General features: G+C 63.7%; 23 protein-coding genes. 9 read left to right on the top strand and 14 right to left on the bottom strand.

Going from position 1 to position 25,210, the window contains the following annotated elements; genetic code table 11:
• Window positions 1–2 precede the first annotated feature (2 nt).
• The 3 genes from DT068_RS15900 to DT068_RS15890 all read left to right on the top strand — a co-directional run bounded on the left by DT068_RS15900 (window position 3) and on the right by DT068_RS15890 (window position 3,089).
• Window positions 3–743, top strand: coding sequence for a glycerophosphodiester phosphodiesterase (locus tag DT068_RS15900; protein WP_119390845.1), 741 nt, complete (start codon window positions 3–5; stop codon window positions 741–743).
• A 77-nt stretch (window positions 744–820) separates the two neighbouring features.
• Window positions 821–2,383: an ABC transporter substrate-binding protein gene (locus DT068_RS15895; protein ID WP_119390844.1), complete on the top strand. Its 1,563-nt coding sequence runs from the start codon at window positions 821–823 to the stop codon at window positions 2,381–2,383.
• 313 nt (window positions 2,384–2,696) lie between these two features.
• Window positions 2,697–3,089, top strand: coding sequence for a GFA family protein (locus DT068_RS15890; RefSeq protein WP_119390843.1), 393 nt, complete (start codon window positions 2,697–2,699; stop codon window positions 3,087–3,089).
• Window positions 3,090–3,095: 6 nt separating this feature from the next.
• Here DT068_RS15890 and DT068_RS15885 read toward each other — a convergent pair whose 3' ends face one another.
• From DT068_RS15885 to DT068_RS15845, 9 genes are all read right to left on the bottom strand, one after another.
• Window positions 3,096–4,568, bottom strand: coding sequence for an alkaline phosphatase family protein (locus DT068_RS15885; protein ID WP_119390842.1), 1,473 nt, complete (start codon window positions 4,566–4,568; stop codon window positions 3,096–3,098).
• A gap of 29 nt (window positions 4,569–4,597) precedes the next feature.
• On the bottom strand, window positions 4,598–5,572 hold the full coding sequence (locus DT068_RS15880; protein WP_119390841.1) for an ABC transporter ATP-binding protein: 975 nt from the start codon (window positions 5,570–5,572) through the stop codon (window positions 4,598–4,600).
• A complete protein-coding gene (locus DT068_RS15875) occupies window positions 5,572–6,624 on the bottom strand; it encodes an ABC transporter ATP-binding protein (protein WP_119390840.1) in 1,053 nt (350 codons plus the stop codon). The genes DT068_RS15880 and DT068_RS15875 overlap by 1 nt, the downstream gene beginning before the upstream one ends.
• 110 nt (window positions 6,625–6,734) lie before the next feature.
• Window positions 6,735–7,640 (bottom strand): MurR/RpiR family transcriptional regulator, encoded by a 906-nt coding sequence (locus DT068_RS15870; protein WP_119390839.1) that lies wholly within the window; start codon window positions 7,638–7,640, stop codon window positions 6,735–6,737.
• Window positions 7,641–7,989: 349 nt separating this feature from the next.
• On the bottom strand, window positions 7,990–8,244 hold the full coding sequence (locus DT068_RS15865) for a hypothetical protein (protein WP_119390838.1): 255 nt from the start codon (window positions 8,242–8,244) through the stop codon (window positions 7,990–7,992).
• Window positions 8,245–8,250: 6 nt separating this feature from the next.
• Window positions 8,251–9,789 (bottom strand): C25 family cysteine peptidase, encoded by a 1,539-nt coding sequence (locus DT068_RS15860; protein ID WP_162914227.1) that lies wholly within the window; start codon window positions 9,787–9,789, stop codon window positions 8,251–8,253.
• A 23-nt stretch (window positions 9,790–9,812) separates the two neighbouring features.
• On the bottom strand, window positions 9,813–10,751 hold the full coding sequence (locus tag DT068_RS15855) for an SGNH/GDSL hydrolase family protein (RefSeq protein ID WP_119390836.1): 939 nt from the start codon (window positions 10,749–10,751) through the stop codon (window positions 9,813–9,815).
• 205 nt (window positions 10,752–10,956) lie between these two features.
• Entirely contained in the window at window positions 10,957–11,958 is a 1,002-nt protein-coding gene (locus tag DT068_RS15850) for a Gfo/Idh/MocA family protein (protein ID WP_119390835.1), read from the bottom strand.
• A gap of 29 nt (window positions 11,959–11,987) precedes the next feature.
• The gene (locus tag DT068_RS15845) at window positions 11,988–12,878 is read right to left on the bottom strand and encodes a LysR family transcriptional regulator (RefSeq protein ID WP_119390834.1); all 891 of its coding nucleotides are present in this window, start codon (window positions 12,876–12,878) and stop codon (window positions 11,988–11,990) included.
• Between the two features lie 116 nt (window positions 12,879–12,994).
• Between DT068_RS15845 and DT068_RS15840 the strand changes: the two genes are divergently transcribed.
• Both DT068_RS15840 and DT068_RS15835 read left to right on the top strand, forming a co-directional pair.
• Entirely contained in the window at window positions 12,995–14,650 is a 1,656-nt protein-coding gene (locus DT068_RS15840) for an ABC transporter substrate-binding protein (RefSeq protein WP_119390977.1), read from the top strand.
• Between the two features lie 44 nt (window positions 14,651–14,694).
• Window positions 14,695–15,534, top strand: coding sequence for a DUF427 domain-containing protein (locus DT068_RS15835; protein ID WP_368904758.1), 840 nt, complete (start codon window positions 14,695–14,697; stop codon window positions 15,532–15,534).
• Window positions 15,535–15,661: 127 nt separating this feature from the next.
• Here the strand turns inward: DT068_RS15835 and DT068_RS15830 are convergent, their stop codons facing one another.
• The 3 genes from DT068_RS15830 to DT068_RS15820 form a co-directional block, all read right to left on the bottom strand.
• The gene (locus DT068_RS15830) at window positions 15,662–16,792 is read right to left on the bottom strand and encodes a CaiB/BaiF CoA transferase family protein (protein WP_119390832.1); all 1,131 of its coding nucleotides are present in this window, start codon (window positions 16,790–16,792) and stop codon (window positions 15,662–15,664) included.
• A gap of 7 nt (window positions 16,793–16,799) precedes the next feature.
• Window positions 16,800–17,963: an acyl-CoA dehydrogenase family protein gene (locus tag DT068_RS15825; RefSeq protein WP_438816440.1), complete on the bottom strand. Its 1,164-nt coding sequence runs from the start codon at window positions 17,961–17,963 to the stop codon at window positions 16,800–16,802.
• A gap of 102 nt (window positions 17,964–18,065) precedes the next feature.
• On the bottom strand, window positions 18,066–18,659 hold the full coding sequence (locus DT068_RS15820; protein ID WP_119390830.1) for a HupE/UreJ family protein: 594 nt from the start codon (window positions 18,657–18,659) through the stop codon (window positions 18,066–18,068).
• Between the two features lie 208 nt (window positions 18,660–18,867).
• Between DT068_RS15820 and DT068_RS15815 the strand changes: the two genes are divergently transcribed.
• On the top strand, window positions 18,868–19,674 hold the full coding sequence (locus tag DT068_RS15815) for a 2-keto-4-pentenoate hydratase (protein WP_119390976.1): 807 nt from the start codon (window positions 18,868–18,870) through the stop codon (window positions 19,672–19,674).
• A 10-nt stretch (window positions 19,675–19,684) separates the two neighbouring features.
• On the opposite strand, the gene DT068_RS15810 is transcribed toward DT068_RS15815, so the two are convergent.
• Complete coding sequence (locus tag DT068_RS15810; RefSeq protein WP_119390829.1) at window positions 19,685–20,704, bottom strand: NAD-dependent epimerase; 1,020 nt, start codon at window positions 20,702–20,704, stop codon at window positions 19,685–19,687.
• Window positions 20,705–21,127: 423 nt separating this feature from the next.
• Here DT068_RS15810 and gnd point away from each other — a divergent pair, with 423 nt between their 5' ends.
• The 3 genes from gnd to cnbZ all read left to right on the top strand — a co-directional run bounded on the left by gnd (window position 21,128) and on the right by cnbZ (window position 24,462).
• Window positions 21,128–22,555 carry an NADP-dependent phosphogluconate dehydrogenase gene (gene gnd, locus DT068_RS15800; protein ID WP_119390975.1) on the top strand — a complete coding sequence of 476 codons (1,428 nt, stop codon included), beginning with the start codon at window positions 21,128–21,130 and terminating at the stop codon, window positions 22,553–22,555.
• Window positions 22,556–22,693: 138 nt separating this feature from the next.
• Window positions 22,694–23,719 (top strand): histone deacetylase family protein, encoded by a 1,026-nt coding sequence (locus DT068_RS15795; RefSeq protein ID WP_119390827.1) that lies wholly within the window; start codon window positions 22,694–22,696, stop codon window positions 23,717–23,719.
• Window positions 23,716–24,462 (top strand): 2-amino-5-chloromuconate deaminase CnbZ, encoded by a 747-nt coding sequence (gene cnbZ, locus DT068_RS15790; protein WP_119390826.1) that lies wholly within the window; start codon window positions 23,716–23,718, stop codon window positions 24,460–24,462. Before DT068_RS15795 ends, cnbZ begins: the two co-directional genes overlap by 4 nt.
• 4 nt (window positions 24,463–24,466) lie before the next feature.
• On the opposite strand, the gene DT068_RS15785 is transcribed toward cnbZ, so the two are convergent.
• Window positions 24,467–25,132: a TetR/AcrR family transcriptional regulator gene (locus DT068_RS15785; protein WP_119390825.1), complete on the bottom strand. Its 666-nt coding sequence runs from the start codon at window positions 25,130–25,132 to the stop codon at window positions 24,467–24,469.
• Window positions 25,133–25,210 lie beyond the last annotated feature (78 nt).

Genomic DNA, 25,210 nt, shown 5'->3' with positions numbered 1-25,210 from the left:
CGATGAAGAGCCGCCCGCTGGTCATCGCCCATCGCGGCGGCGCTCTCCTCGGGCCGGAGAATTCTGCCGCGGCATTCCGCGCGGCCGGTGCTGCCGGCGCCGATATGGTGGAAACCGATGTCAGGCGGACCGCCGATGGCGCTCTCATCTGCTTTCATGATGATGATCTGATGCGCCTGGCCAATGACCCGGGAAAAGTCGTCGATCTCGAGCTTGCCCGATTGCGCCGGCTCGTGCCGGGCCTGTTGACTCTCGATGAGGCGATCGCGGCGTCAGCGCCGCTGGGCCTCATGCTCGATATCAAGCTCCATGATCCCGCCATCCTCGCGCCGGTCATCGAAGCGGTGGAGGAGGGGGGCGCCCGCCGGCGCGTGATCATGGCCTTGCGCGATCTCGCGCTGATCGAGGCGCTGCGCCGCAAGGACGATGACCTCGTCGTTCTGGCTTTGCTCGCAGACCCCGATGGCGCGGCGGCGGCCGCAGCCGCCGGCGCCAACTGGTTCCGCCTGTGGCAGGGCGAGGTCACCGAGGCCCGCATGAAAGCGGTGCGGCAGGCGGGCTTGCGGCTTGCGGTGATGACGGGTCAGCCGCGCAATGCGCCGCGGCCCGAAACATGGCCGCCCTTTGCAGTTGGGCGGATCGACCAGTCGGGCCTTGCCGGGCTGCTGGCGCAGAGGCCCGACGCCATCCTCCTCGATGATCCCCGTCTCATGCATCCTTTAACGGCGATGTCATCGGTTTGAGACATTGCCCCGGTTAGATCGGGATCTTCCGACGAGTCGGTACTTATGCTGGCCCTCGCTCTCTTTGGGGAACACTCATGCTCACACTCTCCCGCCGCCGTTTTCTCGAAGCAACGCTTCTGGTGCCCGCAGCGTTTCACGCCATACCGGCTTTCGCCGCCGGCGGCGTCAATCCGGCCTTCACGGTCGCGGTGGCCGATCTGCCGGCGACGCTGGAACCAGCACGAGAGCTCTCCAATGTCGGCACGCGCGTGACCTATTCGATCTTCGACACGTTGATCCGGCGCGATTTCCTCGGCGCCGCCGATGGCGGGGGCTCGGGTCTCAAGCCGCATCTCGCCGTGAAGTGGGAACGGGTTTCGCCGCAGGAGCTGATCGTCACGCTGCGCCAGGGGGTGAAATTCCACAATGGCGACGAGCTGACCTCCGATGACGTCGCCTATACTTTCCGCGAAGGCCGCATGTGGGGTGAGAAGCCGCAGATCCCGGGCGGCAAGCCTTATTTCGGCATTCTTGCCGGCTGCGAACCCATCGACCGCTACACCGTGCGCTTCCGCACCCGCGTGCCCGACGTGCTGCTGGAGCAGCGCCTGGCTTCGTGGTGCGCCTGGATCGTCAACAAGCGTGCTTATGAGGAAATGGGCTTCGAGGCCTATTCCAAGAAGCCTGTTGCCACCGGACCCTACAAGGTCGTTTCGCACAGCGCCTCCGAGGCGACGGTGCTCGAGGCCTTCAATGACTATTTCATGGGCCAGCCGACCGCGAGCCGCGTGACCTTCAAGCGGGTTCCCGAACTGGCGGCCCGTGTCGCCGGCCTCGTCGCCGGCGATTTCGATCTCATCACCAATGTGCCGCCGGACCAGACCGAGATCATTGCCGGCTATCAGGACATCGATGTGCGCACCGTGGTGCTCGCCAATGTCCATGTCATCGCCTTCAACGAGAGCGACACGGTGCTGGCCGACAAGCGCATCCGCCAGGCGCTGTGCCTGGCGATCGACCGCCAGAAGCTGGTCGACAGCCTGTGGCAGGGCAAGGCCGTGGTTCCGGCAAGCCACAACTTCCCCGAATATGGCCAGATGTATGTCGAGGGCCGCAAGCTTGCCCATGATCCGGAAAAGGCCAAAGCGCTGCTGGCCGAGGCCGGCTACAAGGGCGAGCCGATCGTCTATCGCACCATGGCGAATTACTACACCAATGCCGTAGAAGCCGCGCAGATCCTGATCGAGCAGTGGAAAGCCGTCGGCGTCAACGCCGCTTTGCAGGTGGTCGAGAACTCGACGCAGCTGCGCGGGCCCGGCGCCCAGATATTCAACTGGTCGAACTCGACGCGCCTGCCCGATCCCCTGGGCGCCATCTGGGTGGCCTGGGGCCCGGCGGGCGAGATCCAGACGCAGAGCTTCTGGAAATCGGCCGAAGCCTTCAACACCGCCGGGCGGGCGCTCGAAGCCGAGACCGATCCCCAAAAGCGCAAGGCGCTCTTCACCCAGATGCTCGATATCTGGGAAGACGAGGCGCCGGCCACCATCCTCTACCAGCCGAGCGAGTCCTACGCCATCAAGCGCTCCATCGCCTGGCGTCCGACGACGTTCTATTTCATGGACCTGCGGCCCGACAATCTGTCCTTCAGCCGGGCCTGATCCCGATCTGGCGCTCATGCTTCTTTAGTTCCCCTTCTCCCGTCCGCAGGATGGGAGAAGGTGCCCGATAGGGCGGATGAGGGCTCTTTCTCGAAGCGTACATGACTTTAAAAGCCACTGCATGTTGCGGGCAAAGAGCCCTCACCCGGCCTTCGGCCACCCTCTCCCATTGCTTCGCAACGGGCGAGGGGGAAATCGGAGATGGCTTGCCTGCGTCGCGAAATTCCGTATGCGATTGCGCAGGGGTAGCAATTGCCGCGACTGTGCTGTCCGTCGTAAGAAATCCTCTCCCTTGTTTGAGAGGAGGCGCAGCATGGACCAGTTCACCGGCGGCTGCCTTTGCGGCAATGTCCGCTTTGTGGCGTCGGGGCGCCCTTACCGGGTCGGCCTTTGTCACTGTCTCGACTGCCGCAAGCATCACGGGGCGCTTTTTCACGCTTCCGCGATCTTCCCCGAGCATGCGGTGACGGTCGAGGGCGAGACACGCGATTATGCCGGACGGTTCTTCTGTCCGCGCTGCGGCTCGTCGGTGTTCGCCCGCACCGGAGACGAAATCGAAGTGAATCTGGGGTCCCTGGATGCGCCCGACCAGCTGACACCGACCTACGAAAGCTGGATCATCCGCCGCGAGTCCTGGCTGCCGCCCTTTCCCATCACACGACGATATGACCGCGATCGTGACGCCACGAGCCGCTTTGAGACGTAGAGTCTCTTACTGTCCACCGCCGAGGATGAAACGGCGGCCGTCCTGCTCGATGATGTCGACATGCTGGACGAAGCCGTTCCTGCCGGCCGAGAAGCGTGCCTTGCGCGCATCTTCGCCGGCGGCACGGGCCAGGCTGCGGCCCTGCATGGTCGCTGCCTTCGGCAGGCCGAGGAGATCGAGGATGGTGGGCGCGATGTCGATGATGCCGACGGGCGAGGTGGCGATATGGCCGGGCTGCTCCTCTGCGCCGAGGCCCAGGACCAGGACCGTATTGAGCTCATGCGGATTGAGCCCGCCATGCATGCCGCCGCCGACCGGCACGTCGCCCGGCGTCATCAGGCCGAGGCCGGGCAGGCCGTAGCGGTCCTGCGACAGATCCGACTTGAGCACGAACATCAGGTCGGCCTGGCGGGCATGCGCCTTGCCGACGAGATCGAAGGAAAGCGTGCCCTCGATCTCACCTTCGACCTCGTTGCGCCCGCGCGCGAAGACATGGCCGACCTCCGGCTGCTCCATCAGCCAGTTGGCGATGCGGGCAAGATTGTCGCGCTCGCCCTGGAGCAGGCGTATCTCGCCGCTGATGCCGCCGGTGGCGACGAAGGTCGAGCCTGCGAAGCCGTCCTTGAGGGCGATCGGGAAGCCGGCTTTGCGCGCATCGTCGAAAAGCGGATGGGCGGCACGGGTCGAGATCTGTCCGTGATCGGACGCGACGATGACGGCGATGCGCTCGGCATGAGGCTGCGCCTCGACCCAGTCGAGGATCCCGCCAAAGGCCGCATCGGCTTCGGCCAGGCCCTTCTTCGCATCGGCCGAGCCGATATCCCGGTAGTGAAAGGAGGTGTCGGGCTCGCTGAACCAGACAAGCGCGACATCGGGATCGAGCTCGGCAAGGACGTGATCGGTCATGAGCCGGCCGGCATAGCGGACATCGCCGATGCGCGGCAGCTCCTTCTCCGGCAGGGGACCGATGCGCGGGATCGCCGTGGTGACGGCCTCAGGCGTCTGCGTCGCGTCGGGCCCGTGGATGGAGAAGGTCCAGTGGCCATTGGCGCGGGCGCGCGGGTTGATGACATGGGCCGAGCCCGCGGTGCCGGTATGGACGACGCACAGTTTCTTTCCCGTTTGCGCAAGCACATCGCCGAATGTGTCGACGGCGACAAAGCGGCCGCCATTGACGGCTTCGGCCTGGCGGATGTGATCGATCCTGCTGGTCATGAGAACGGCATCGGAAAAAGCCGCCGGATGATAGAAGGCATTGCCGACCACGCCGTGCCGCGCCGGCGTGGCGCCGGTGGCGATGGAGCTCGTGGCGACGCGCGTCACCGATGGGAAGACGCTGCGCGCTTCACGGAACCACCGGCCACGCCGGACCAGCCGCATGATGTTGGGCGTCAGCTCCGGCGTCACCATGTCGGGCCTCAGCCCGTCGAACACCGCGACGATCACTTTGTCGGCAAGGGGCTTTGCGGTCTGCGTCATGGCGGGAGGAGCTCCGGAGGGGATGGTGTTTACGCTGCCGGCCGCTGCAGCAGGCCGGCCGACGGCGCCAGGTGGCAGGCCACGAGACGCCCATCGGGACCTTGCCGTAGCGCGGGCCGTTCGCTTCGGCAATGCGCGATGGCGCGCGGGCAGCGCGGATGGAACGGGCAGCCCGCAGGCATATCGACCGGGTTGGGCGGGTCGCCTTTCAGCACGATGCGGTCGCGGCTGCGCCGCCTGATGCTCGGAATGGCGGAAATCAGCGCCTCGGTATAGGGATGCGCCGGATTGCGGAAGATTTCCTCGCTCTCGCCCTGCTCGACGATGCGGCCGAGATACATGACGGCGACCTCATCGGCGATCTGGCGCACCATCTTGAGGTCATGGCTGATGAAGAGATAGGCCATGCCGGTCTGCGCCTTGAGGTCCTGCAGCAGGTTGATCACCTGCGCGCCGACCGACACGTCGAGTGCCGAGATGGGCTCGTCGCAGATGAGGAGCCGGGGCTCGAGAATGAGGGCGCGCGCCAGCACCACGCGCTGGCGCTGGCCGCCGGACAATTCATGCGGATAGCGCGTGAAGAGATCGGATCTCAGTCCAACCGAAGCGAAGAGGGCGAGCGCCTTTTCGCGCCGTGCCGCGTGATTGGCTTCGAGCCGATGGATAGTCAGCGGCTCGATCACCTGCTCGCCGACGGTGAGCCGGCGGTCGAGCGCGGCGAGCGGGTCCTGATAGACCATCTGCATCGATCGCCTGAGGCTGCGCCAGCGCGCGTCGCGAAGGGCCGATATCTCGCGGCCCGCGAACGAGATACGGCCCGAGCTTGCCGGAACGAGGCCGAGCGCCAGCTTCGCCGTGGTCGACTTGCCGCAGCCGGATTCGCCCACGATGCCGAGTGTCCGGTTGGCGGCGAGCGTGAAACTCACGCCATTGACGGCCTGCAGAATCCGGCGCTCACCGGCGGCATAGTGCTTGACGATATTATCGACGATGAGAAGCGTCATCAGGCGGGAATGCGCGAGAGTTGCCGGGCCTGCTCAGCCACGGCAGTGGCGGTGAAGGCGTCATTGCGGAAGCAGGCGACGCTATGGGCGAGATCGCTCACTTGTGTGAGGGCCGGAATGGCGCGCCGGCAGGCTGCGCCGGCCATCAGGCAACGGGGCGCGAAGGCGCAGCCTGGCGGTAGGGCATCGGGCGCCGAGACGGTGCCTTGAATGGGCGTGAGCCGCATGCGCGGACCTTCGAGATCGGGCAAAGCGGCGATGAGGCCTCTTGTATAGGGATGGCGCGGCATGGCCAGCAGCGCCGTGGCCGGTCCGGTTTCAACCAGCCGTCCGGCATACATGACCGCGACCCGCTCGCACATATCGGCGATGACGCCGAGATCGTGGCTGATGAGCACGAGGCCCATGCCGGTATCGCGGCCAATGTCGCGCAAGAGATCGAGGATCTGCGCCTGGACGGTGGCATCGAGCGCCGTGGTCGGCTCATCGGCCACCAGTATATCGGGCTGGCCGGCCAGCGCGATGGCGATCATGACCCGCTGGTTCATGCCGCCCGAGAGCTCATGCGGATACTGGTCGAGCCGGGCCTGCGCATCGGCAATGCCGACGCGGTCGAGCAGGCGTTCGGCCTCGGCGCGCGCCGCTGAGCCGCTGAGGCCCTGATGCAGTTTCAACGATTCGCCGATCTGCCGGCCGATGCGCTGCACCGGGTCGAGCGAGCTGGTCGGGTCCTGGAAGACCATGCCGATCTTCCCGCCGCGGATGCGCGCCAATGAGCGCTCGCTCAGCTGCGTAATGTCCTGCCCATGCAGAAGGACGCGGCCCGAGGTCGCGACCTTGTCGCCGGCAAGCCGCAAGGCGGCGAGCCAGGTGATGCTCTTGCCGCAGCCCGATTCCCCGACAATGCCGAGGGTCTCGCCGCGGGCAATGGAAATATCGAGATCCTGGACGATCGCCAGCGCATGGGCGCCAGTCCTGACGGAAACAGTGAAATTCTCGAGCGCGAGAACGGGCACTGAAGCGGCGACGCTTCTGTCGAGGGGATAGGGCATCGGACGGCATTAGACAGGGCCCGGATGACCGTCTGATGACACGCCGCCCGCCGTTCCGGCTGGAATGTAGTTATTCGTACAGTACGATATATATTGAATTCATCGTCCGCCTAGCGGTGCTTCTTCTTTCCCGGTGATTTGCGCAGCGGGACTTTTTCCATCGCCTCGGCGATCGTGACATGGTTGGCTTCCCGGATCTTTTCGAGTTGCTGCATGCGCGCATGCATGATCTGGGTTTTCGGCGCCAGCATATGCGTGACCAGGGCTTCCATCTGCGCCACCGGAGCGGCCACCGAATCATAGGGCGAATTGGCCTCGACCGGGCTGACGATCACCACATCGGCCTTCTCCGCCAAAGGCGAGCGCCAGGGATCGGTGAACAGCACCAGCCTGACGCCGCGCCGGCCGGCCTGTTCGGCGAAATGGATGACATCGGTCTGGTAGCGGCGATAGTCGAAGACGATGAGCACGTCGCGCGGGCCGAGATCGAGGAGCCGGTCGAAGCTTTCCGGCGACAGCGGCCCGAGCGGTGTGACGCGCGGGCGGATCTGCGCCAGATAGGAAGCGAGCATGCCCGCCACATGCCGGCTGAAGCGGCCGCCCAGCACCAGCACCTGGCCCTTGGCGTCGAGGACGAGATCGGCGCTGCGCTCATAGGCCTGCGGAACCGTCATGTCGGCCGCCTGCTGCATCACGCGCGTGACGGAGCGCAAATAGTCCTCGGCGACGCTGCGCCGCGCCGCCGTCGGCCGCTTGGCCTCCATCATCATCAGGGGTGAGCGCAGGCCCGCTTCGACATCCTCGAGCAGCTTCGCCTGGAAGTCGGGAAAGCCCTTGAAGCCGAGCTTGGTCACCAGGCGGATGACGGTCGGATCGCTGACGGCGGCACGCCGCGCCAGGCTGGTCGCGGTGCCGAGGCCCGATATCGGATAGTCGGTGAGCAGGATCTGCACGATTCGCGCCTCCGACTTCGTCAGCGCGAGGCCGTCCCGGCTCAGCATGTCTCGAACCCGCATCACGCTTCCCCTGATCCCCGGCGCGGTGTTTGTTGTACTTTGCGGATTGCACAACCGCCGATCCCTGTCAATTTGCAGGTAATCTCCCTCCGCCGCGCGAAGCGCGGGAAGGGTGGTCGGAGCGAAGCGGAGATCGGGTGGGGTGTCTCAGCCGACAAGTGCTCAACAAATAACCTGATCGCTGCGAACGACTTTACCTGACAGATCTCCCTTGCGGAGAAACCCCACCCGTCGCGCGTTCCGCGCGCCACCCTCCCCGCCTCTCGCCTTCGCGAAGCCGAGGCTTCGCTTCGGCGGAGCAAGGTCGGCGGCGGAGGGAGAATTCGCCTACAAAGCCATCCTGTGCTGGCTAATCGACGATATCGATCGTGTCGGCGAGGAGGGTCGTGCCCATCAGGAAGCCGTCGCAGATCACCATCCGGCCGACATATTTGTCGAGCTGCTTGTCGGCAAAGGCGGGTCCCGCCTTGCGGCGCAGGATATAGCGCTTGGCGCCGGTGTCGACGAAGACCGCATCCCTTTCGCTCTTGGAGCCCTTGCCATAGGGCCCGCGCGTCACCTGGCCGCGCAACCGCTTGATCGGGACGGGATCGGATGAATCCATGAAATCTCAGCGCTGGTGATAGATGCGGTAATCGACAATCCTCCCCTGAACTTCCTTGGCGATGATGGCGATTTTGGGCCCGTCCTTGCGCTTCGAGCGCGGCCGCCCAATGGTCAGGTAATAGCGGGTCGGCGCCGGTGCGGCCTTCTTGCCGCTCTTCTTGCCCAGCCGGGGCGGGGGAGAGCCTTTGACCTTGTAGGCCGTGAAAGGCTGGTTCCGGCTCAATCCGCCGGCCGCCGCGATCTTAGCCAGTGCCGGCTTCTCTTTCGCGGTGGGGCGCCGGCGCGCCTCGGGCTTCGAAGCGGTGGGCTTGGTGGCCTGCAGGAAGTCGCCGGTCTGCTTGAGCTTGGCGCGGATCTCGCTGCGGCGGAAGCGGTTCGTTTCGGCGGCATGTGCGAGGGAAGGCTTGGCCTTGCTGACCGCCTCGAGAATCGGATGGATGCTGGGATCTCCATAGAGGCAGAATTGCGCCAGGGTCTTCAGATCCATTGGGTCCATCTGCTGGACCTTGGCCACGATTTGCTGCCGCGCCATCAAGGCGGCGCGCCCGATGGAAGCACCCTCCAGGATGTTGCGCAGGAAATACTGGCAGATGAGATCGGCGGCGCCGTTCTCGTCCGCCGGGCCATAGGCGATCGTCGTGCTGCCGAGATAGCCATAGGCGCCCTGGCGCAGATAGGTCTGGCAGATGGGGATGTCGATGCCGGGAAGCACGGAATTGTAAAGCTCCGCACCATAGCAGCATTCAACCGAGGCCACCGTTCCATTCCTGATCTTGCCCTTGAGCGATTTGGTGGTCAGGGCGGTCGGATATTTGTCGCCGGTCTGGCCATAGAATTCGGGCGTGGCGACGGCCCCGTGGCAGTTGACAAAATGCATGAGCGCGCCCAGCGCCTTGGGCGTGAAGCTCGGCCCCTTGGGCGGGCTGAGCAAGGCGGGCTTCGCCTGGCCGAAAATGGCATCGAGGCTCAGATCGGTCGAGATTCGCCACACCGCGGCGGACAATCCGAAATGGCCTTTGTAGTCGCTGAGCTTGCGGCTCTTCCATTGCGCCGCGGTCTTGAGCAGGGCGATGAGATGCGACGGCTCGCCGGCTCCGGTCAGGTCCGGCAAACGCCCGACCACGCGGGTGGGACCTACGAATTTTGCCGGGTCGCGCGAATAGGGCTCGTCACAGGCATAGGGAATGTCGCCAAAGGCAAATTCATCATCGTCATCGCCGGCCTCGAAGGCGGGGTTGGTGAGGTCCTGATGCGGGATGACGTCGGAGGCGCCGACGATCAGGAGATAGTCCGGCTTGAGCGACTTGTAGACGCCGTCGATGGCCTGCTTGGCGCCCCGCCGATCCTTGTGATTGGCGAGTGTGGGCGCGCCCAGCTTCTTCATCGCGGGCGCATCGTCGAGATAGACGATGCGCGCCGCGAGGCCGCGCTCCTTGTCGGCCTCGACCAGCGCCGCCAGCGCGGCCTGAATGGCCTTGATGCCGGCCTGTCCATATTTGGCGGTCAAAGCCGCGCGATGGGTGACGATAACCTTGTCCTGCACGATCATCCTCCCTTATTGGCGCGTCAAACGGCGCCGGCGAATTTCGCGGCGACCTTCTGGTAGCCTCTCTCGGTCGGGTGCAACTCGTTCTCCCAATCATTCTTATAGGTCGCCCCTGCCGCCAATGTGTTGCGCAAGTCGAGAAACTTCACATGCGCGAAAGGCGGCTTGCCGGCCAGGCTTTTCAGCATCGCATTGAACCGGTCGATGAGGGCGACGCAGATCTGCTTGCGCTGCGTCATCTGTGCATATCCCTTGCGGCGGAAGCCAGGGTCGAGCCAGGGGCCCGGCAAGGGGCCGAAGCCGCCCAGATAGCCACGGCCGTCCGGCACGGGATAATCATAGCCATGGACGACGATGGGGAGGGGCTGGCCCAGATGGTTGGTGCAGATCGCCGTGATGGCGCTCAGGATGGTGGCATAGGCGTCCCGCGCGCGCTCGTCGATCACGCCAGTGACGACTGAATCATTGAGGCCGGCAATGCTCGATGCGGCGTGGTTGAGCAATATCGCGAACTCATCGCCGGCAACATCGTTGCCGCCGCCCGAGAGAAGGATCGCACGCGGCCGGACGCCGGTGCGCAGGACCTTCTCGACGAGACGGGAGAATTCATCCAATTGCCCGCCCGTATAGGCCATGTCCTCGATCGTATCGCCGCGATGCGCCACGGATTCGATGTCGAATCCAAAGCCGTCCTCGAGCTCGCTCAGGACATCGTAGAACGGATAGTCGAACCAGGAATCGCCTTCGGCAATGAGAACGCCGGCGCTTGCATGGGTGACGGGCGCCTTGGCGAGCGCCTGTTTGCCGGCGGCGCCTTTCTTCGCCGGCGCGACCTTTATGCCCTTGGCCTCGAGCGCCTTGCGGCGCTTCTGCAAGGCGCGCGACCGGCGTTTCAGCGTCTGGGCGGCCAATGCCTTGCCTATGGAGATTGCCTTCGCCAGGTTCGGTTTTTTCGCCATGGTCGTTCCGCTCGCTGTTGCAGATGAGGACAGATGGCGCGGGTCCCGGTAATTCAGGCATAGTCAAATGAAGGCGAGGAGCCGTGCCGGAATATCCTGCGGATCATAGTCCGCCATGCACGGCATGGATGTGCGATTTCGCACATCTGCGCTCCGGTTCAATTCCATGGCCAAGAAAGCCGAACGCCCGCAGATGCCTTCGCGATCATCGGTAGAAGCGCGGCCGTTCATCGAGCGTAATGGCGACCGGCCGGCCTTCGACCAGCGACAGCAATGCGGCTTCCGCCGTGGCGCCCGCGGCATAGCCATCCCAGGCGCTGGCGCCGGTGGAGTTGCCGGCCGCGATCGACCGGATCCAGGCTTGCAGCTGCAGGCGATAGGCCGCCGCGAAGCGTCCTCGCCAGTCGGGCGGATATGAGGTGCCGTGGACGAGAGCGTGGTTGGTCTCGCTGTTGACGGGCGCCCGGAGCGATACGCTTCCCTTCTCGCAGACGAGTTCGCCCCGCACGTCATAGCCGTAGCCCGCATTGTTGAAGGTCTCGATATTGACGAGCTGACCACCCGAGGTTTCGAGAACCAGAAAGACCGGGGCGCCGGTTCCGTCAGGCGCCGTCGCGGTTGGGCGGAACACCTGCACTTTCACGAAGTCGCCATCCAGCATCCAGCGCGCGATGTCGAATTCATGCACCGCCGAATTGGTGATGGCCATCCTGGAATCGAACCAGGGCGGGGCCGAGACATTGCGGTGGAAGCAATGGAACATCAGCGCCTGGCCGAGCCTGCCCGAGCCCAGCACCGCTTTCATTTCGACATAGGCGGGATCGAAGCGGCGCATATAGCCGATCTGCACCAGCCGCCGGCCGATGCGTGTCTCGGCCGCGATGACATCGAGGCATTCCTGTGCGGTGGGGGCGAGCGGCTTCTCGCACAGCACCGGCTTTCCGGCCGCGAGGCAGGCCAGCGTGAGATTGCGGTGCGTGCTGTCGGGCGAGGCGATGAGCACCGCATCGATCTGCTTGTCATTGACGATGGCAAGAGGGTCGCCGGCGACCGTCCCGGCGCCCGTCTCATCGGCGACCATTCTGGCGCGCGCCGGGTCGGCATCATGGAGCGATCGCAATTGCGCGCCCGGCACATTGGCGATGAGGGTGCGGGCGTGATCGCTGCCCATGACCCCGACCCCGATGATTCCGACACGCACGCTCATATCGCTTCTCCGATGCTTGAATCAGTTTCTCAAGATCTGCGTTCCGGGTCAGGGGAATTGCCGGCGGCGCTGCCGGACCAGCTCTTGCCCAATAGCCGCAACCCGGCAAGCGCGGTTTCGGTGACATCGGATGTGGCGAGATGGCTCGGATAGGAGAGATAGACCGGCCGCTGGAAGACGGGAGCGCCGTCGACGCGCTTCAGCTCGCCGCGCTCGATATGGCGCTCGACCGCGCTGAGCGGCAGATAGGCGGCAGCCTGTTGCGACAGCACATAGCGCAGCGCGCCGAAAACCGAGCCCGTCGAGATGGCGGGCCTCGTCATGTTCGCGAAAGCGCGATCATGCTCGATGCGGAATTCGAGGCCCCAGTCGACGAGCATGTAATTGTCGTTCCAGTGGCCGGCTTGCGCCATGTGCTGGACGAGGACGACCTTGTCGAGGGCGAGCACCTCGAAGGCGATGCCGGGATGCGAACGCGGCAGGTAGACGATGCAGATATCGAGGAGCCCATCCGCCAGATGATCGACCGCGGCATCGGAAAAGCTGCCATCCAGCCTGAGCGCCACATTGGGCCTTTGCTCGCGCATCCATCTCATCCATGGCATCACGATCGGATCCCACAAATAAGCGGGCGCCGTCAGCCGCAGCAGATGCTCATAGCCTTCCGGCACGGCGATATCCTGGCGCGCCTGTTCCCAGGTGCGGGTGATCGCTGTCGCATGTTGAAGGAACTGCCGGCCCGCCGGGGTCAGCGCCACGCCGTCGCGATCGCGCAGGAAGAGGCGTCGGCCAAGCTGCTCCTCGAGCCCGCGAATACGCGCGCTGATCGTCGATTGGGCGAGATTGAGCCGGCCGGCGGCAATGGTGAAGCTGCCATGGGTGGCCACCTCGATGAAGCTGCGCAGGTTCTCAGTATCCAAGTGAATCCACCCCAGCATCAAAAATTTCGATGGAGACCATCAAAAAATATCGCTTTTCGGTCGTCGAGAAACCAGCGTTAGATGGGCTCTTTCTCATGCTATCAAGGAACGCGACGATGGCAAGCCATTTCAGGATTTTCGATGCTGTACGCCGGAAGCTCGGGCCTGTCGAAAACTCAGCCATCGATCTCCTCCTGGCCGGCAAAGTCGACCGGCGTGATTTCCTGCGCCATGGCAGCGTCCTGGGACTGTCGCTTCCCTTGATGGGGGCACTTCTGGCCGAAACCGGGCTCGGCACTCGCAGCGTCCGGGCGGCCGGCAAGCCGGGCGGGACCGTGCGGGCAGGGATAGCGGTGCCGGGCGGCGCGATCGACCCCGTCACTTTTTATGACAGCGGCAGCTACCAGCTTGCCTTCCAGGCCAGCGAGTTCCTGTGCGTGACCGAGCCCGATCTGACGCTCAGGCCCGTTTTGGCCGAGAGCTGGTCGACCAATGAAGATGGCAGCGTGTGGACCTTCAAATTGCGCCGCGGAGTCAAATTCCACAGCGGCAAGCTGTTCACGGCCGATGATGTGGTGGCGACCTTCGATCGCCTCTCCGATTCCGCCGGCACATCCAATGCGCTCTCGGTCTTCAAGGGGCTGTTGTCCAAGGGCGGCACGCGCAAGCTCGACGATCACACGGTCGCCTTCCATCTCGACGCGCCGAATGGCAGCTTTCCCTATTCGGTATCGATCGACAACTACAACGCCCTCATTTTACCGGCCGACTACAAGGGCGATTACGAGAAGACCTTCGACGGCACCGGGCCCTTCCGGCTTGAATCCTATAAGCCCAAGATCGGGGCGTCCTTCCTGCGCAATCCCGACTACTGGGGCGAGAAGGCTATGCCCGACCGTCTCGAATTCAAGTTCTATGGCGATGTGCAGCCGCGCATCCTGGCGCTGCAGGGCGGCGAGGTCGACATCCTCGATGCGATCCCGCTCGATGCCAGTCGCGCCGTTGCCGCCAATCCGGACATCACCATCCTGCGGGTGGCCTCGACCGCGCATCGCCAGCTGCATATGCGCTGCGACACCGCACCCTTCACCGACAAGCGCGTGCGCCAGGCGCTGGCGCTCTCGATCGATCGCAACAAGCTGGTCGACGGGCTGTGCCGCGGCATGGCGGCGCCGGGCAATGACAGTCCCTTCGCGCCGGGCTTTCCGGTCACCGACGCATCGGTGCCGCAGCGCAAGCAGGACATCGCCAAAGCCAGGCAGCTTTTGTCCGAAGCGGGCCTTGCCGACGGCTTCGACATCACCCTGACGACGCTGCGCTATGCCGATATCCCGGCCTATGCCCAGCTCTTCCAGAATTTCGCCAAGGAGATCGGCGTTCGCGTGTCGCTCAATATCGAGGATCAGGACAAATATTACGGCAAGGCGGTGTTCGGCCAGTCGGACTGGCTAGACAGCCCGCTCGGCATCACCGACTATGCCCACCGCAGCGTGCCCGATGTCTTCCTCAAAAGCCCGCTGGTGAGCACCGGTCCGTGGAATGCGGCGCATTTCAAGAACCCGGACTATGACGGGCTCGTCGCCGACTATCTCAAGGCTCTCGACCTGTCGGCGAAGCGCGATGCTGCGTCCAAGATACAGAAATTCCTGCTGGACGAAGTGCCCATCATCTTCAGCTATTTCCCCGATCTCCTCGTGCCGGTGCGCAAGACGATCGGCGGGCTTCCCCAGATTGCGGCTGGATTGCTCCTCGACCGCGTGACGGTAGGCTGATCCAGCCTTTAATGCCAAGAACCAGAAGACGAGATAATACCAGCATGCGCAAGCCTCATCTGCGCGGTCGCGGACCGCATTTTCCCATTCTCGACCAGATCGTCCAGTATGACTTCGAGCCGGGCTATGTGGTCTTCACCATGCCCTCGCCGAAGCGGATCCGCGTGCAGGTGGGCGAACTCGTGGTCGCCGACAGCACGCGGGCGCTGGTGCTTTATGAATCCGACCATCTGCCGGTCTACTATTTTCCGATGAGCGACGTGCGCCAGGATTTCCTGCTGCCCAGCGTGACCACGACCGAGACGCCCTTCAAAGGTGTCGCGACCCATTACTCGCTCAATACCGGCGTCACTCTCGTCGAGGACGCGGCCTGGCGCTATCTCGATCCCGTCAAGGGCTGTCCGCCGATCGCCGACTATATGGCGTTCTCCTGGGCCAAGATGACCAGCTGGCATGAGGAGGACGAGGAGATCTTCGTCCATGCGCGCGATCCCTTCCGGCGGGTCGATTGCCTGCCGTCGTCCAGGCGTGTCCAGGTCATTCTCGATGGCGAGATGGTTGCCGATTCACGGCGCGGCGTCTTCCTGTTCGAGACCGGGCATCCGACCCGTCATTATCTTCCGATCAACGACACCCGCCTCGATATGCTCTCGCCCAGCCGGTATATCTCGCGCTGCCCCTATAAGGGGATCTCCAGCTACTACCATGTGACGGTGAACGGCAAATTCCACGAGAACATGGTGTGGTACTATGCCGATCCGGTGCATGAGGCCGAACGCATCAAGGGCCTGATCTGCTTCCATCACGAGCTCGTCGACAAGATTCTGGTCGATGGCGTCGAGATACCGAAGGAAGCGACGGCGGCGTCGGACGGATATTTCTGACGGCTTTCCTCCTAAGGCGCCATGGCCTTCATCACAAAGCCACCAGCGCTTTGCGCCTGCTGACTTTCAATTTGTAGCGAAAGGGCGGGCGTCACGACGGTTATTGGCGCGGATTGAGACGACAGGCTCAAGATGCGAATTCGCGACGAATCCGCTCGGTGTCGGTACCAATGGCCGGGACGGCTGGTACAATCTTCTCAGCATCATCGCGCGCCGCCGGTCGGGGAATCTCGATCGTCCTGCCGCCGGGCAAGGCAATCGTCATGCGGCGAAGGGCTGGATGATGGGGCAGGTCGCGCATTTCGGTAAGACGGCCCCAGGCGATTTGCGCGTCCTCCAGTCGGCTGATGGCCTCCTGGCGCTCGATCGCTGCGAAGATCGGCTCGATTTCGGCATCGAGCGCATGGCGGTTGACGACGCGTGCTTCATTGGTGGTGAAGCGCTCATCCGTGAGTAGATCGGGGCGTCGCAGGACCGATGAGCAGAATCTCTGCCATTCGCCCTTGTGCTGGATGGCGACGACGACCGATTTGTCGCGGCAGGGATAGGAACGATAGGGATAGATCGAGGCATGGGCGAGGCCATGACGGCCGGTCTCGCGTTGCGCATGTTCGAAATGAAGCAAGGGCACCGTCATCCAGTCCGCCATGCCGTCGAACATGGCGACGTCGATGACACGGCCGCGGCCTGTCCTGCCGCGCGCGATCAGCGCCTCGAGGATGGCGGCATGGGCGTTCATGCCGGTCGCGATATCGGCGGCGGAGACGCCGATCTTGCTCGGATGCTCCGGCGTCCCGGTCACCGCGCAGACACCGCTTTCGGCCTGCACCAGCATGTCATAGGCGCGCATCTGCGCATAGGAAGTGTCCTGGCCATAGCCGATGATGTTCACCGCGATGAGGCGGGGAAACTTGTCAGCGATGGTCTCGCTTGCAAGGCCAAGCCGGCCAATGGCGCCGGGACCCAGATTCTGCACCAGCACATCGGCTTTCGCCACGATGCGGTGAAGCAGCGCCAGATCGGCATCGGATTTGAGATCGAGGGCCGCACTTTCCTTGCCGCGGTTGAGCCAGACGAAATAGGCCGACATGCCCTCGACCGCCGCATCATAGTGCCGTGCCGTCTCGCCTTCCGGCCGCTCGATCTTGATCACCCGCGCTCCGCCATCGGCAAGGCGCATGGTGCAGAGAGGTGCCGCGACAGCCTGCTCGATCGACACGACGAGAAGTCCGGCCAGGGGGCGGGAACACTCGGACATGCGATCCTCAGTAGGATCTTGGCAGGCCGAGGACATGCTCGGCGAGGTAGGACAGGATCATGTTGGTGGAGATCGGCGCCACCTGATAGAGGCGCGTTTCGCGGAACTTGCGCTCCACGTCATATTCCTCGGCGAAGCCGAAGCCGCCATGCGTCTGGATGCAGGCATTGGCAGCCTCGAAGGACGCATCGGCCGCCAGCATCTTCGCCATATTGGCTTCCGGCCCCGGATTGCCGCCGGCCTCATAGAGACCGAGCGCCTCGCGCACCATGAGCTCGGCCGCGCGCATATTGGCATAGGCCCTGGCGATGGGGAACTGGATGCCCTGGTTCTGGCCGATCGGCCGGCCGAAGACATGGCGATCCTTCGCATAGAGGGTTGCCTTGTCGATGAACCACTTGGCATCGCCCACGCATTCGGCCGCGATCAGGATTCGTTCGGCATTCATGCCGGAAAGAATGTAGCGGAAGCCCTTGCCTTCCTCGCCGATCAAATTCTCCGCCGGCACGCGCAGCTCATCGAAGAAGACCTCGGTGGTGGCATGGTTCATCATCGTGCGGATGGGGCGAAGGGCGAGGCCGTGACCGATGGCGTCGCGCATGTCGACGATGAGGACGGAAAGCCCGTCGCTGCGCTTCATGCCGTCCGCCTGCGGTGTGGTGCGGGCAAGCAGCAGCATGAGATCGGAATGCTCGGCGCGGCTGGTCCAGATCTTCTGGCCGTTGACGATGAAGTGGTCGCCGTCGCGCTGCGCGGTGGTCTTGAGCGCGGAAGTATCGGTCCCGCTCGACGGCTCGGTGACGCCAAAGGCCTGGAGCCGCAATCTGCCCGAGGCGATCTCGGGCAGAAAGCGGCGCTTCTGCTCGTCCGCCCCGTGGCGCAGGATGGTTCCCATCGTATAGATCTGGGCATGGCAGGCGCCGCCGTTGCAGCCCGAGCGCTGGACTTCCTCCAGAACCGCTGCCGCGGCCGAGAGCGGCAGTCCCGCGCCGCCATACTCTTCCGGGATCAGGATCGACAGATAGCCGGCTTGCGTCAGCGCCTGCACGAATGCGCTCGGATAAGCCATCCGGCGATCGAGGTCGCGCCAGTACTCGCCGGAGAATTGCACGCAGAGCTTCGCCACCGCGTCGCGTATGTCGGCATAGGGCTCTCGTGCCATGGCAGTCATCGCAAGTGGCCGTTCCTGTAGGCGACGCCGGGCAGCTTGAATGGTGAACCCCAATGCCATCCGGCATTGGGGCCGATTCTTGTCTCGACTAGCGTGTCTTCCTCACAGCCAGCCCGCGAGGATCGCGACGCCGGCCAGCGCCATGGCGCTGCCGCCCGCCTGCGTGATGCGGCGCGAATAGTTGCGCGCTGCAACACTGGCACCGAGGCTCGCGCCGATGCCGATGATGTGCAGGAGCGCGGTTGCCAATATGAAGCCCGCCCCATAGGCAAGGCCCGAGGCGTCGACCGGCATTTCAGCGCCATGCGCATGGCCGTGGAAAATGGCGAAGAAGCCGGCCAGCGTCATTGCAGCCGTGACCGGGAGATTCCAATTGAGTGCCACGGCGGCACCCAGCACGATCACCGACAGTGCGATGCCGATCTCGACGAAGGGCATGGTGAAGCCCGCGATTCCCAGCGTTCCCCCGACCGCCATCATGACGACGAAGCTCGCCGGCACCAGCCACATTGCCCGCCCGCCCGGATTGGCCGCGAACAGGCCGACGGCGACCATCGCCAGAACATGGTCGAAACCGCTGAACGGATGGCCGAAGCCATGCCCGAATCCCATCGTGCTGCCGACGCCCGTATGGGCTTCCGCTGCAGCCGCCGACATGGCGAGAAACACGCTTGCCCAGATCCAACGTTTTGTCATTTGCCGCTCCTTTGCTCTTGCAGCGCGCCCTTGCGGCGCGCTTAATGACACGCCGATGCTAGCAGGGCCGTCCGGCGAACGTCCAGCCGCGCTTGCCTGATTCGCTGTGACATTTGGCCTGTTGCGAGAGCTTCTTGTCCTGTCATGGCGCTTGCGCGCCGGACGGCGCCATCGGAAGATCATAGATCCGGATTTCCGGGGATGGTGGATCGTGGAGCTGGCTCAGGCGAAGGAAGCATCGGAACTACTGATCGGGCATTGGCGGAAGGGCACGACCCTGGCTGTCTTGCCCCCGTCCTTGCGGCCGAAGACGCGCGCCGAGGGCTATCTGATTCAGGCGCATCTCGAAAGCCTGAGCGCCAAGCCGCTCTTCGGTTGGAAGATCGCCGCAACGAGCCTGGCCGGCCAGCGCCATATCGCGGTCGATGGCCCGCTCGCCGGGCGGCTCCTGGCGGAGAGGGTCTTTCCGGATGGCGCCACCCTGACGCTCGGTCCGAACCGCATGCGCGTGGCCGAAGCCGAATTTGCCTTCCGCATGTCGCGCGACCTGCCGCCGCGCGATCAGGCCTATAGTCAGGACGAAGTGCTGGACGCCGTCGCGGCGCTGCATCTCGCGATCGAAGTGCCCGATTCCCGCTACACCGACTTCACGCTGGTCGGGGCGCCGCAACTGATCGCCGACAATGCCTGCGGTCATCAGTTCGTGCTGGGCCCCGAGGCGCCGCATCTGTGGCGCAGCCTCGATCTCGCCGCGCATCGGGTGATGGGCCGGGTCGGCACCGGGCACGCACGCGAAGGCATCGGCGCCAATGTCCTGGGCGATCCCCGCATCGCGCTCACCTGGCTGGCGAATGAGCTGTCGCTGCACGGCCTGACGCTGGCCAGGAACCAGGTCGTGACGACCGGAACCTGTCTTGTGCCCCTGGAGATCGCTCCCGGTGACGATGTCTCGGTGGACTATGGCAGTCTCGGGCGGGTTTCGTTGCGCTTTCAGGATATGGACAGGGCGCCCTGAGGCAGCAGCCTCATTCCGAGTAATAGGTTCTGTACCACTCCACGAATTTGCGCACGCCCTCGCACACGGGAGTGGCGGGCTTATAGTCGACGGCCTCGATAAGGGATGACACGTCGGCATAGGTATCGGGCACGTCGCCGGCCTGCAGCGGCTTGAACCGGATCGTGGCCTTCTTGCCCGTCGCCTCCTCGATGGCGGTGATGTAGTCCAGCAGCGCCACCGGCGAATTATTGCCGATATTGAATATCCGGTAGGGCGCATTGGAGCTCGCGGGATCGGGATTCATCGCATCCCATGCCGGGTTCGGTTCGGCGATCTGGTCGGAAGCGCGGATGACGCCTTCGACGATATCGTCGATATAAGTGAAGTCTCGCGAGTGCTTGCCGTTGTTGAACACATCGATTGGTTTGCCGGCGAGGATCGATTTCGTGAAGAGGAACAGAGCCATGTCAGGCCTTCCCCACGGCCCATAGACCGTGAAGAAGCGTAGCGCCGTCGTCGGCAGCCTGAACAGGTGGCTATAGGCATGGGCCATCAGCTCATTCGACCGCTTCGTCGCGGCATAGAGCTGCAGCGGGTGATCGACGCCCTCATGCTCGGAAAACGGCATCTTCAGATTCGCGCCATAAACGCTCGATGTCGAGGCATAGGTCAGATGCGGCGTCTTCTGGTCCCGGCAAGCCTCCAGGATATTGAGGAAGGCGACGATATTCGAGCTGATATAGTCATGCGGATGGGTGAGGCTGTGCCTCACCCCGGCCTGGGCGGCGAGATGGATCACCCGGTCGAACCGGGTTTCGAACGCCTTCCTGACGACGGCGCCATCCGTGAGGTCGGCGCGGATGAAGCGCCAGTCCCCCTGCGCGGTCATTGCCGCTTTGGCGAGCAGGGCGAGGCGTGCTTCCTTAAGGGACGGGTCGTAGTAGGAATTGACCACATCGAACCCGACGACTTCATCGCCACGCTCGATGAGCCGCCTGGCTGTATGAAAGCCGATGAAACCCGCAGCACCGGTAAGCAGCACTCTCATGATTGCATCCGACCGTCGCTTTCGTGTTTGCCGAACGTCCCCTTGACGTCGAATTCGCACACCCTTGCAACCACGTCCATGACCTCGATTTCCGCAAACCCGGGCAATTCTCCCTGAAAGTCAAGTCTAGTACCAGAATGCGGGAGCCGACGACAGGAAAGCCGCGCACCACCGTGACGCCTGAACCTGCTTGAGAGCGAGCAGCCGCGCCATCGATCCGCAAGTAACCTAAGAGTGGGGCAGATTGCAGGTAATGCCAGGCCGTAGCATGCGTCCCAGTGTGGGCAGGTAACAGATTTCCTATCTGGCGCAAAGGCCAAATGCGTGCGAGAGGCCGTGTGGGGGCCGTTGCGCTTGTCAAAATGCCCGCAGGCCGTATCTTCCACACGGATGTTCGCGGCGGCATGTGATGTGACGCCTCATATGAAGGAGCAAGCGGTGCAGGCAGAAATCGGATTGATCGGCCTTGGCGTGATGGGCGCCAATCTGACCCTCAACATTGCTGAAAAAGGCTTTCCCATCGCTGTCTATAACCGCACCTGGGAGACGACGGAGAAGTTCATTGCCAATGCGGGCCCATTGGCAAGCCGCATCATTGCCTGCCGGAGCATGGCTGACCTCGCAGAAGCCATCCACCCGCCGCGCCCCGTCATCATCATGGTGAAGGCCGGCGATGCGGTGGATGAGCAGATATCCGGTCTTTGCAAGGTACTGAAGCCGGACGACATCATCATCGATGCCGGAAATGCCAACTATCACGACACGGTGCGGCGCGATGCAGCCCTGGCCGGAACCGGCATCGCCTTTATCGGCATGGGCGTCTCGGGCGGCGAGGAGGGGGCTCGCCACGGTCCGTCCATCATGGTGGGAGGACTGGAGCAGTCCTATCACCGTGTCGAGAAGGTGCTCACCGCCATTGCCGCCAAATACAAGAAGCAGCCCTGCTGCGCCTGGATGGGCACCGACGGCGCGGGCCACTTCGTCAAGACGATGCATAACGGCATTGAATATGCCGACATGCAGATGATCGCCGAGATCTATGGCCTGATGCGCGACGGGCTCGGCATGAAAGCGCCCGAGATGGCCAAGGTTTTTGCCCGCTGGAATGAGGGCAAGCTCAATTCCTACCTCATCGAGATCACCGCGAAGGTTCTGGCGACGGTCGATGGCAAGACGAAGAAGCCGCTGGTCGATGTGATCGTGGATCGCGCCGGCCAGAAGGGCACCGGCAAATGGTCGGTGATCGAAGCGCAGCATCTCGGCATTCCGGCCACGACGCTCGAAGCCGCCGTGGCGGCACGGGTCTTGTCCTCGATGAAGGATGAACGCAGCCGCGCCGAGAAGATCTTTGGCGCTTCCCGCAGGAAGCTCACACCCAAATCGCGGGGCGCGTTTCTGAAGCAGCTCGAATCCGCCCTCTATGCCGGAAAGATCGCCGCCTATGCGCAGGGCTTTGCCGTGATGGAGCAGGCATCGGCCGAGAAGGGCTGGAACCTGCCGCTGGGCACCATTGCCAGCATCTGGCGCGAAGGCTGCATCATCCGTTCCCAGTTCCTCGATCTGATCACCTCGTCTTTCAAGAAGAGCAGGGGCAAAGGCAATCTTCTCATGGCGGGTGATTTTGCCGCCATGATGAAGGCCAACCAGGCGGCCCTGCGCAGGACGGTGGCGGATGCGGCCCTGAACGGCGCGCCCGTTCCCGCCCTTTCGGCGGCCCTCAGCTATTTCGACAGTTACAGGCGCGCCCGCGGCACGGCCAATCTGATCCAGGGCCAGCGGGATTTCTTCGGCGCTCACACCTTTGAGCGCATCGGCGAACCGGGCAGCCACCGGGGTGCCTGGATTTCATAGGAACGCGCGCCGTTATTGCCGTCGCCTATCCGGCCGATCTGGATATCGAGCCGACCGAAGGCCACGTGCTCTTGTGCCAGGCGACGCCAATGGGCGATGTTTCCATCGAATTGTGATTCGCAGCGACGGGCAGGTGTGATGGAAGCGGTTTTCAGCGAGATTCAGGGCAGGCACGCGTCGCAGCGCTTCCTGCGCCATGGCGCGGTGGTCGACTATCCGGAAAGTCCGGAGCGGCTGCAGCGGCTCCTCGCAGGCGTGAATAAGGCCGGTCTCGATTTGCGCCAGCCGGCAAGCTTCGATGACGCTCATCTGGCTGCGGTCCATTCGCGCCGCTATCTCGACTTCCTCGCCAACGGTCATGCCGAATGGATGAAGCTGCCGGGCGCTTTCCCCGAAATCATGCCCAGTGCGCGGCCGGTCGAAACGCCTTCGGATTATCCCTCGAATATCCTTGGCCGCGCCGGGTGGCACATCATGGATTTCGCCGGTGCGGTGTCGGCCGAGACATGGGGCTCGGTGCGCATGTCGGCGATGAGCGCGCTCACGGCCGCCGACCTCGTGGCGGGCGGCGCCGATGCCGCCTATGCCCTGTGCCGCCCGCCCGGCCACCATGCCTATGGCGAGCGGTCGGGCGGCTTCTGCTATCTCAACAATTCGGCCATTGCCGCGCAATATCTGCGCCGGGCGCATGACCGGGTGGCGATCCTCGATATCGATGTGCATCATGGCAATGGCACGCAGGGGATATTCTATGACCGCGGCGATGTGCTGACCGTGTCGATCCATGCGGATCCCGCGACCTATTATCCGTTCTACTATGGCTATGCGAGCCAGGTCGGCGCCGGGGCAGGAGAGGGGTTCAATCTCAACCTGCCGGTGCCGGTCAGGAGCGATGACCGCGTCTGGGCGCAAGCACTTGAAATTGCGCGCAGGTGCATTGCCGATTACCGCCCTGGAGCGCTCGTCCTGGCGCTGGGGCTCGATGCCCATGAGGCCGATCCGCTCGCCGGCGGCGCCGTCACCACCGAGGGTTTTGCCGTGATGGCGCGGATGATTGCCGAAATCGGCCTGCCGACGGTGCTGGTGCAGGAAGGTGGCTATCTGTCGCCGGTGCTGGGCGATAATCTGGCAGCTTTTCTGACCGCATTCCGGAGAGCGCGATGAGCATCGTCCCCTTCGCATCGGGGGGCTATCACTATGCCCCCAGCGTATTCCAGTATTCCGCCGGCGTGGTCGCCGCACCCGGATTCGACATCGTGCGGGTGCAATTCCGCAACACCCTGCCGCTTGCCGAAGGCTTTGCCCGCATCGAGAAATATCTGGCAGGGGAGGGGCGGCCGCTCACCTCTTTCTGCGCCTGCGAGCTGCGTTCGCCCGCTCCCTTCGATGAAGCTGGCTTCCGCGCCTTCAACCAGGCCTATGTCGAAACGCTGAAGCGCTGGCGCATTTTCGACGGCACGGCCAATCCGGTGGCGCGCACCAATGTCTGCCCGGCCATCGATCCGCCGCGCGAGCCGTCCTTCCATGCCTTTGCCTTCACGGTCGAGCGCCGGACGGATCGCCCGGGCTTCATTGTGGCGGGCAGCGGTGAATCGGTCGAGGGCAAGGCGAATTATCGCGATCATACGGTGCGGCTCGGCGATGTGAGCCCTGAGGGCATGCGTGAGAAAGCGCGCTATGTTCTGGGCGAGATGGAACAGCGGCTCACACTGCTGGGGGCCGGCTGGAGCGAGACGACCGCGGTCCAGGCCTATACGGTCCACGACATTCATCCTTTCCTGGCGGATGAGATCGTCACTCGGGGCGCCGCCCGTTCGGGCCTGACCTGGCATTACACCCGCCCGCCGATCGTCGATCTCGAATTCGAGATGGATTGCCGCGGCATTGCGCGCGAGCATGTCCTGTGAGGCGTCAGATCTCGCGGCGTGCGTAGAAGCTGAGGAACAGCTCGATCCCCGCTTTGATCTGGGCCTCGATTTCGGCCCGGTCTGGCGGTTTGGCTGGCAGCAGCAGGTGGCGGATGTCGAGGTCGCCCTTCACCAGGCTGAGGAACTGGCCCGCGGCCAGCATCGGATTGGGGACATTCAGCACCCCTCTTTCATGCGCGCCAGCAAGAAATGTCGTGAGGCGCTCCCTCAGAGGCAGCGCGCTTGTCTCGAAGATCGCAGTCCCCACCGAGGGAAATCTCGGCACGACGCCGATGACGGCGCGCAGCAGGAACATGGTGTCTCCCGATAGAAAGATGTCGACGAATTTCTCGGCCACGTGCCGCAGCGCATCCTCGATGTTGCCGTCCTGGGGGACGATCCGCCAGATCTCGTCCGAAATGCGGTTGGCTTCATCGACCATAACGGCGGTGAACAGGTCTTCCTTGCTGGCGAAATGCGCATAGAGGGTCGCTTTCGATACGGGTGTTTCCCTGGCGACCATATCCATGGTGATGGCATCGAAGCCCCGATCGAGAAACAGCTTGCGCGCTGCGCCAAGGATCAGGACCGTCTTCTTATTGCGGAGGGTGGAGGTGCCGCCCCCGCCTTGGTCATTTGCGCCGCCGTCATACGACAATCTTGCAACCATTATCTCGCTCCGAACTGAACCGTTCAGTTTATGATTGACACATATGCCTCTCCTGTGCAAATAAAAACTGAACGGTTC

Origin of the sequence: Taklimakanibacter lacteus, from assembly GCA_003576695.1 — a bacterium.
Lineage (GTDB): Bacteria > Pseudomonadota > Alphaproteobacteria > Rhizobiales > Aestuariivirgaceae > Taklimakanibacter > Taklimakanibacter lacteus.
This window is presented reverse-complemented; position numbering and strand designations above follow the sequence as displayed.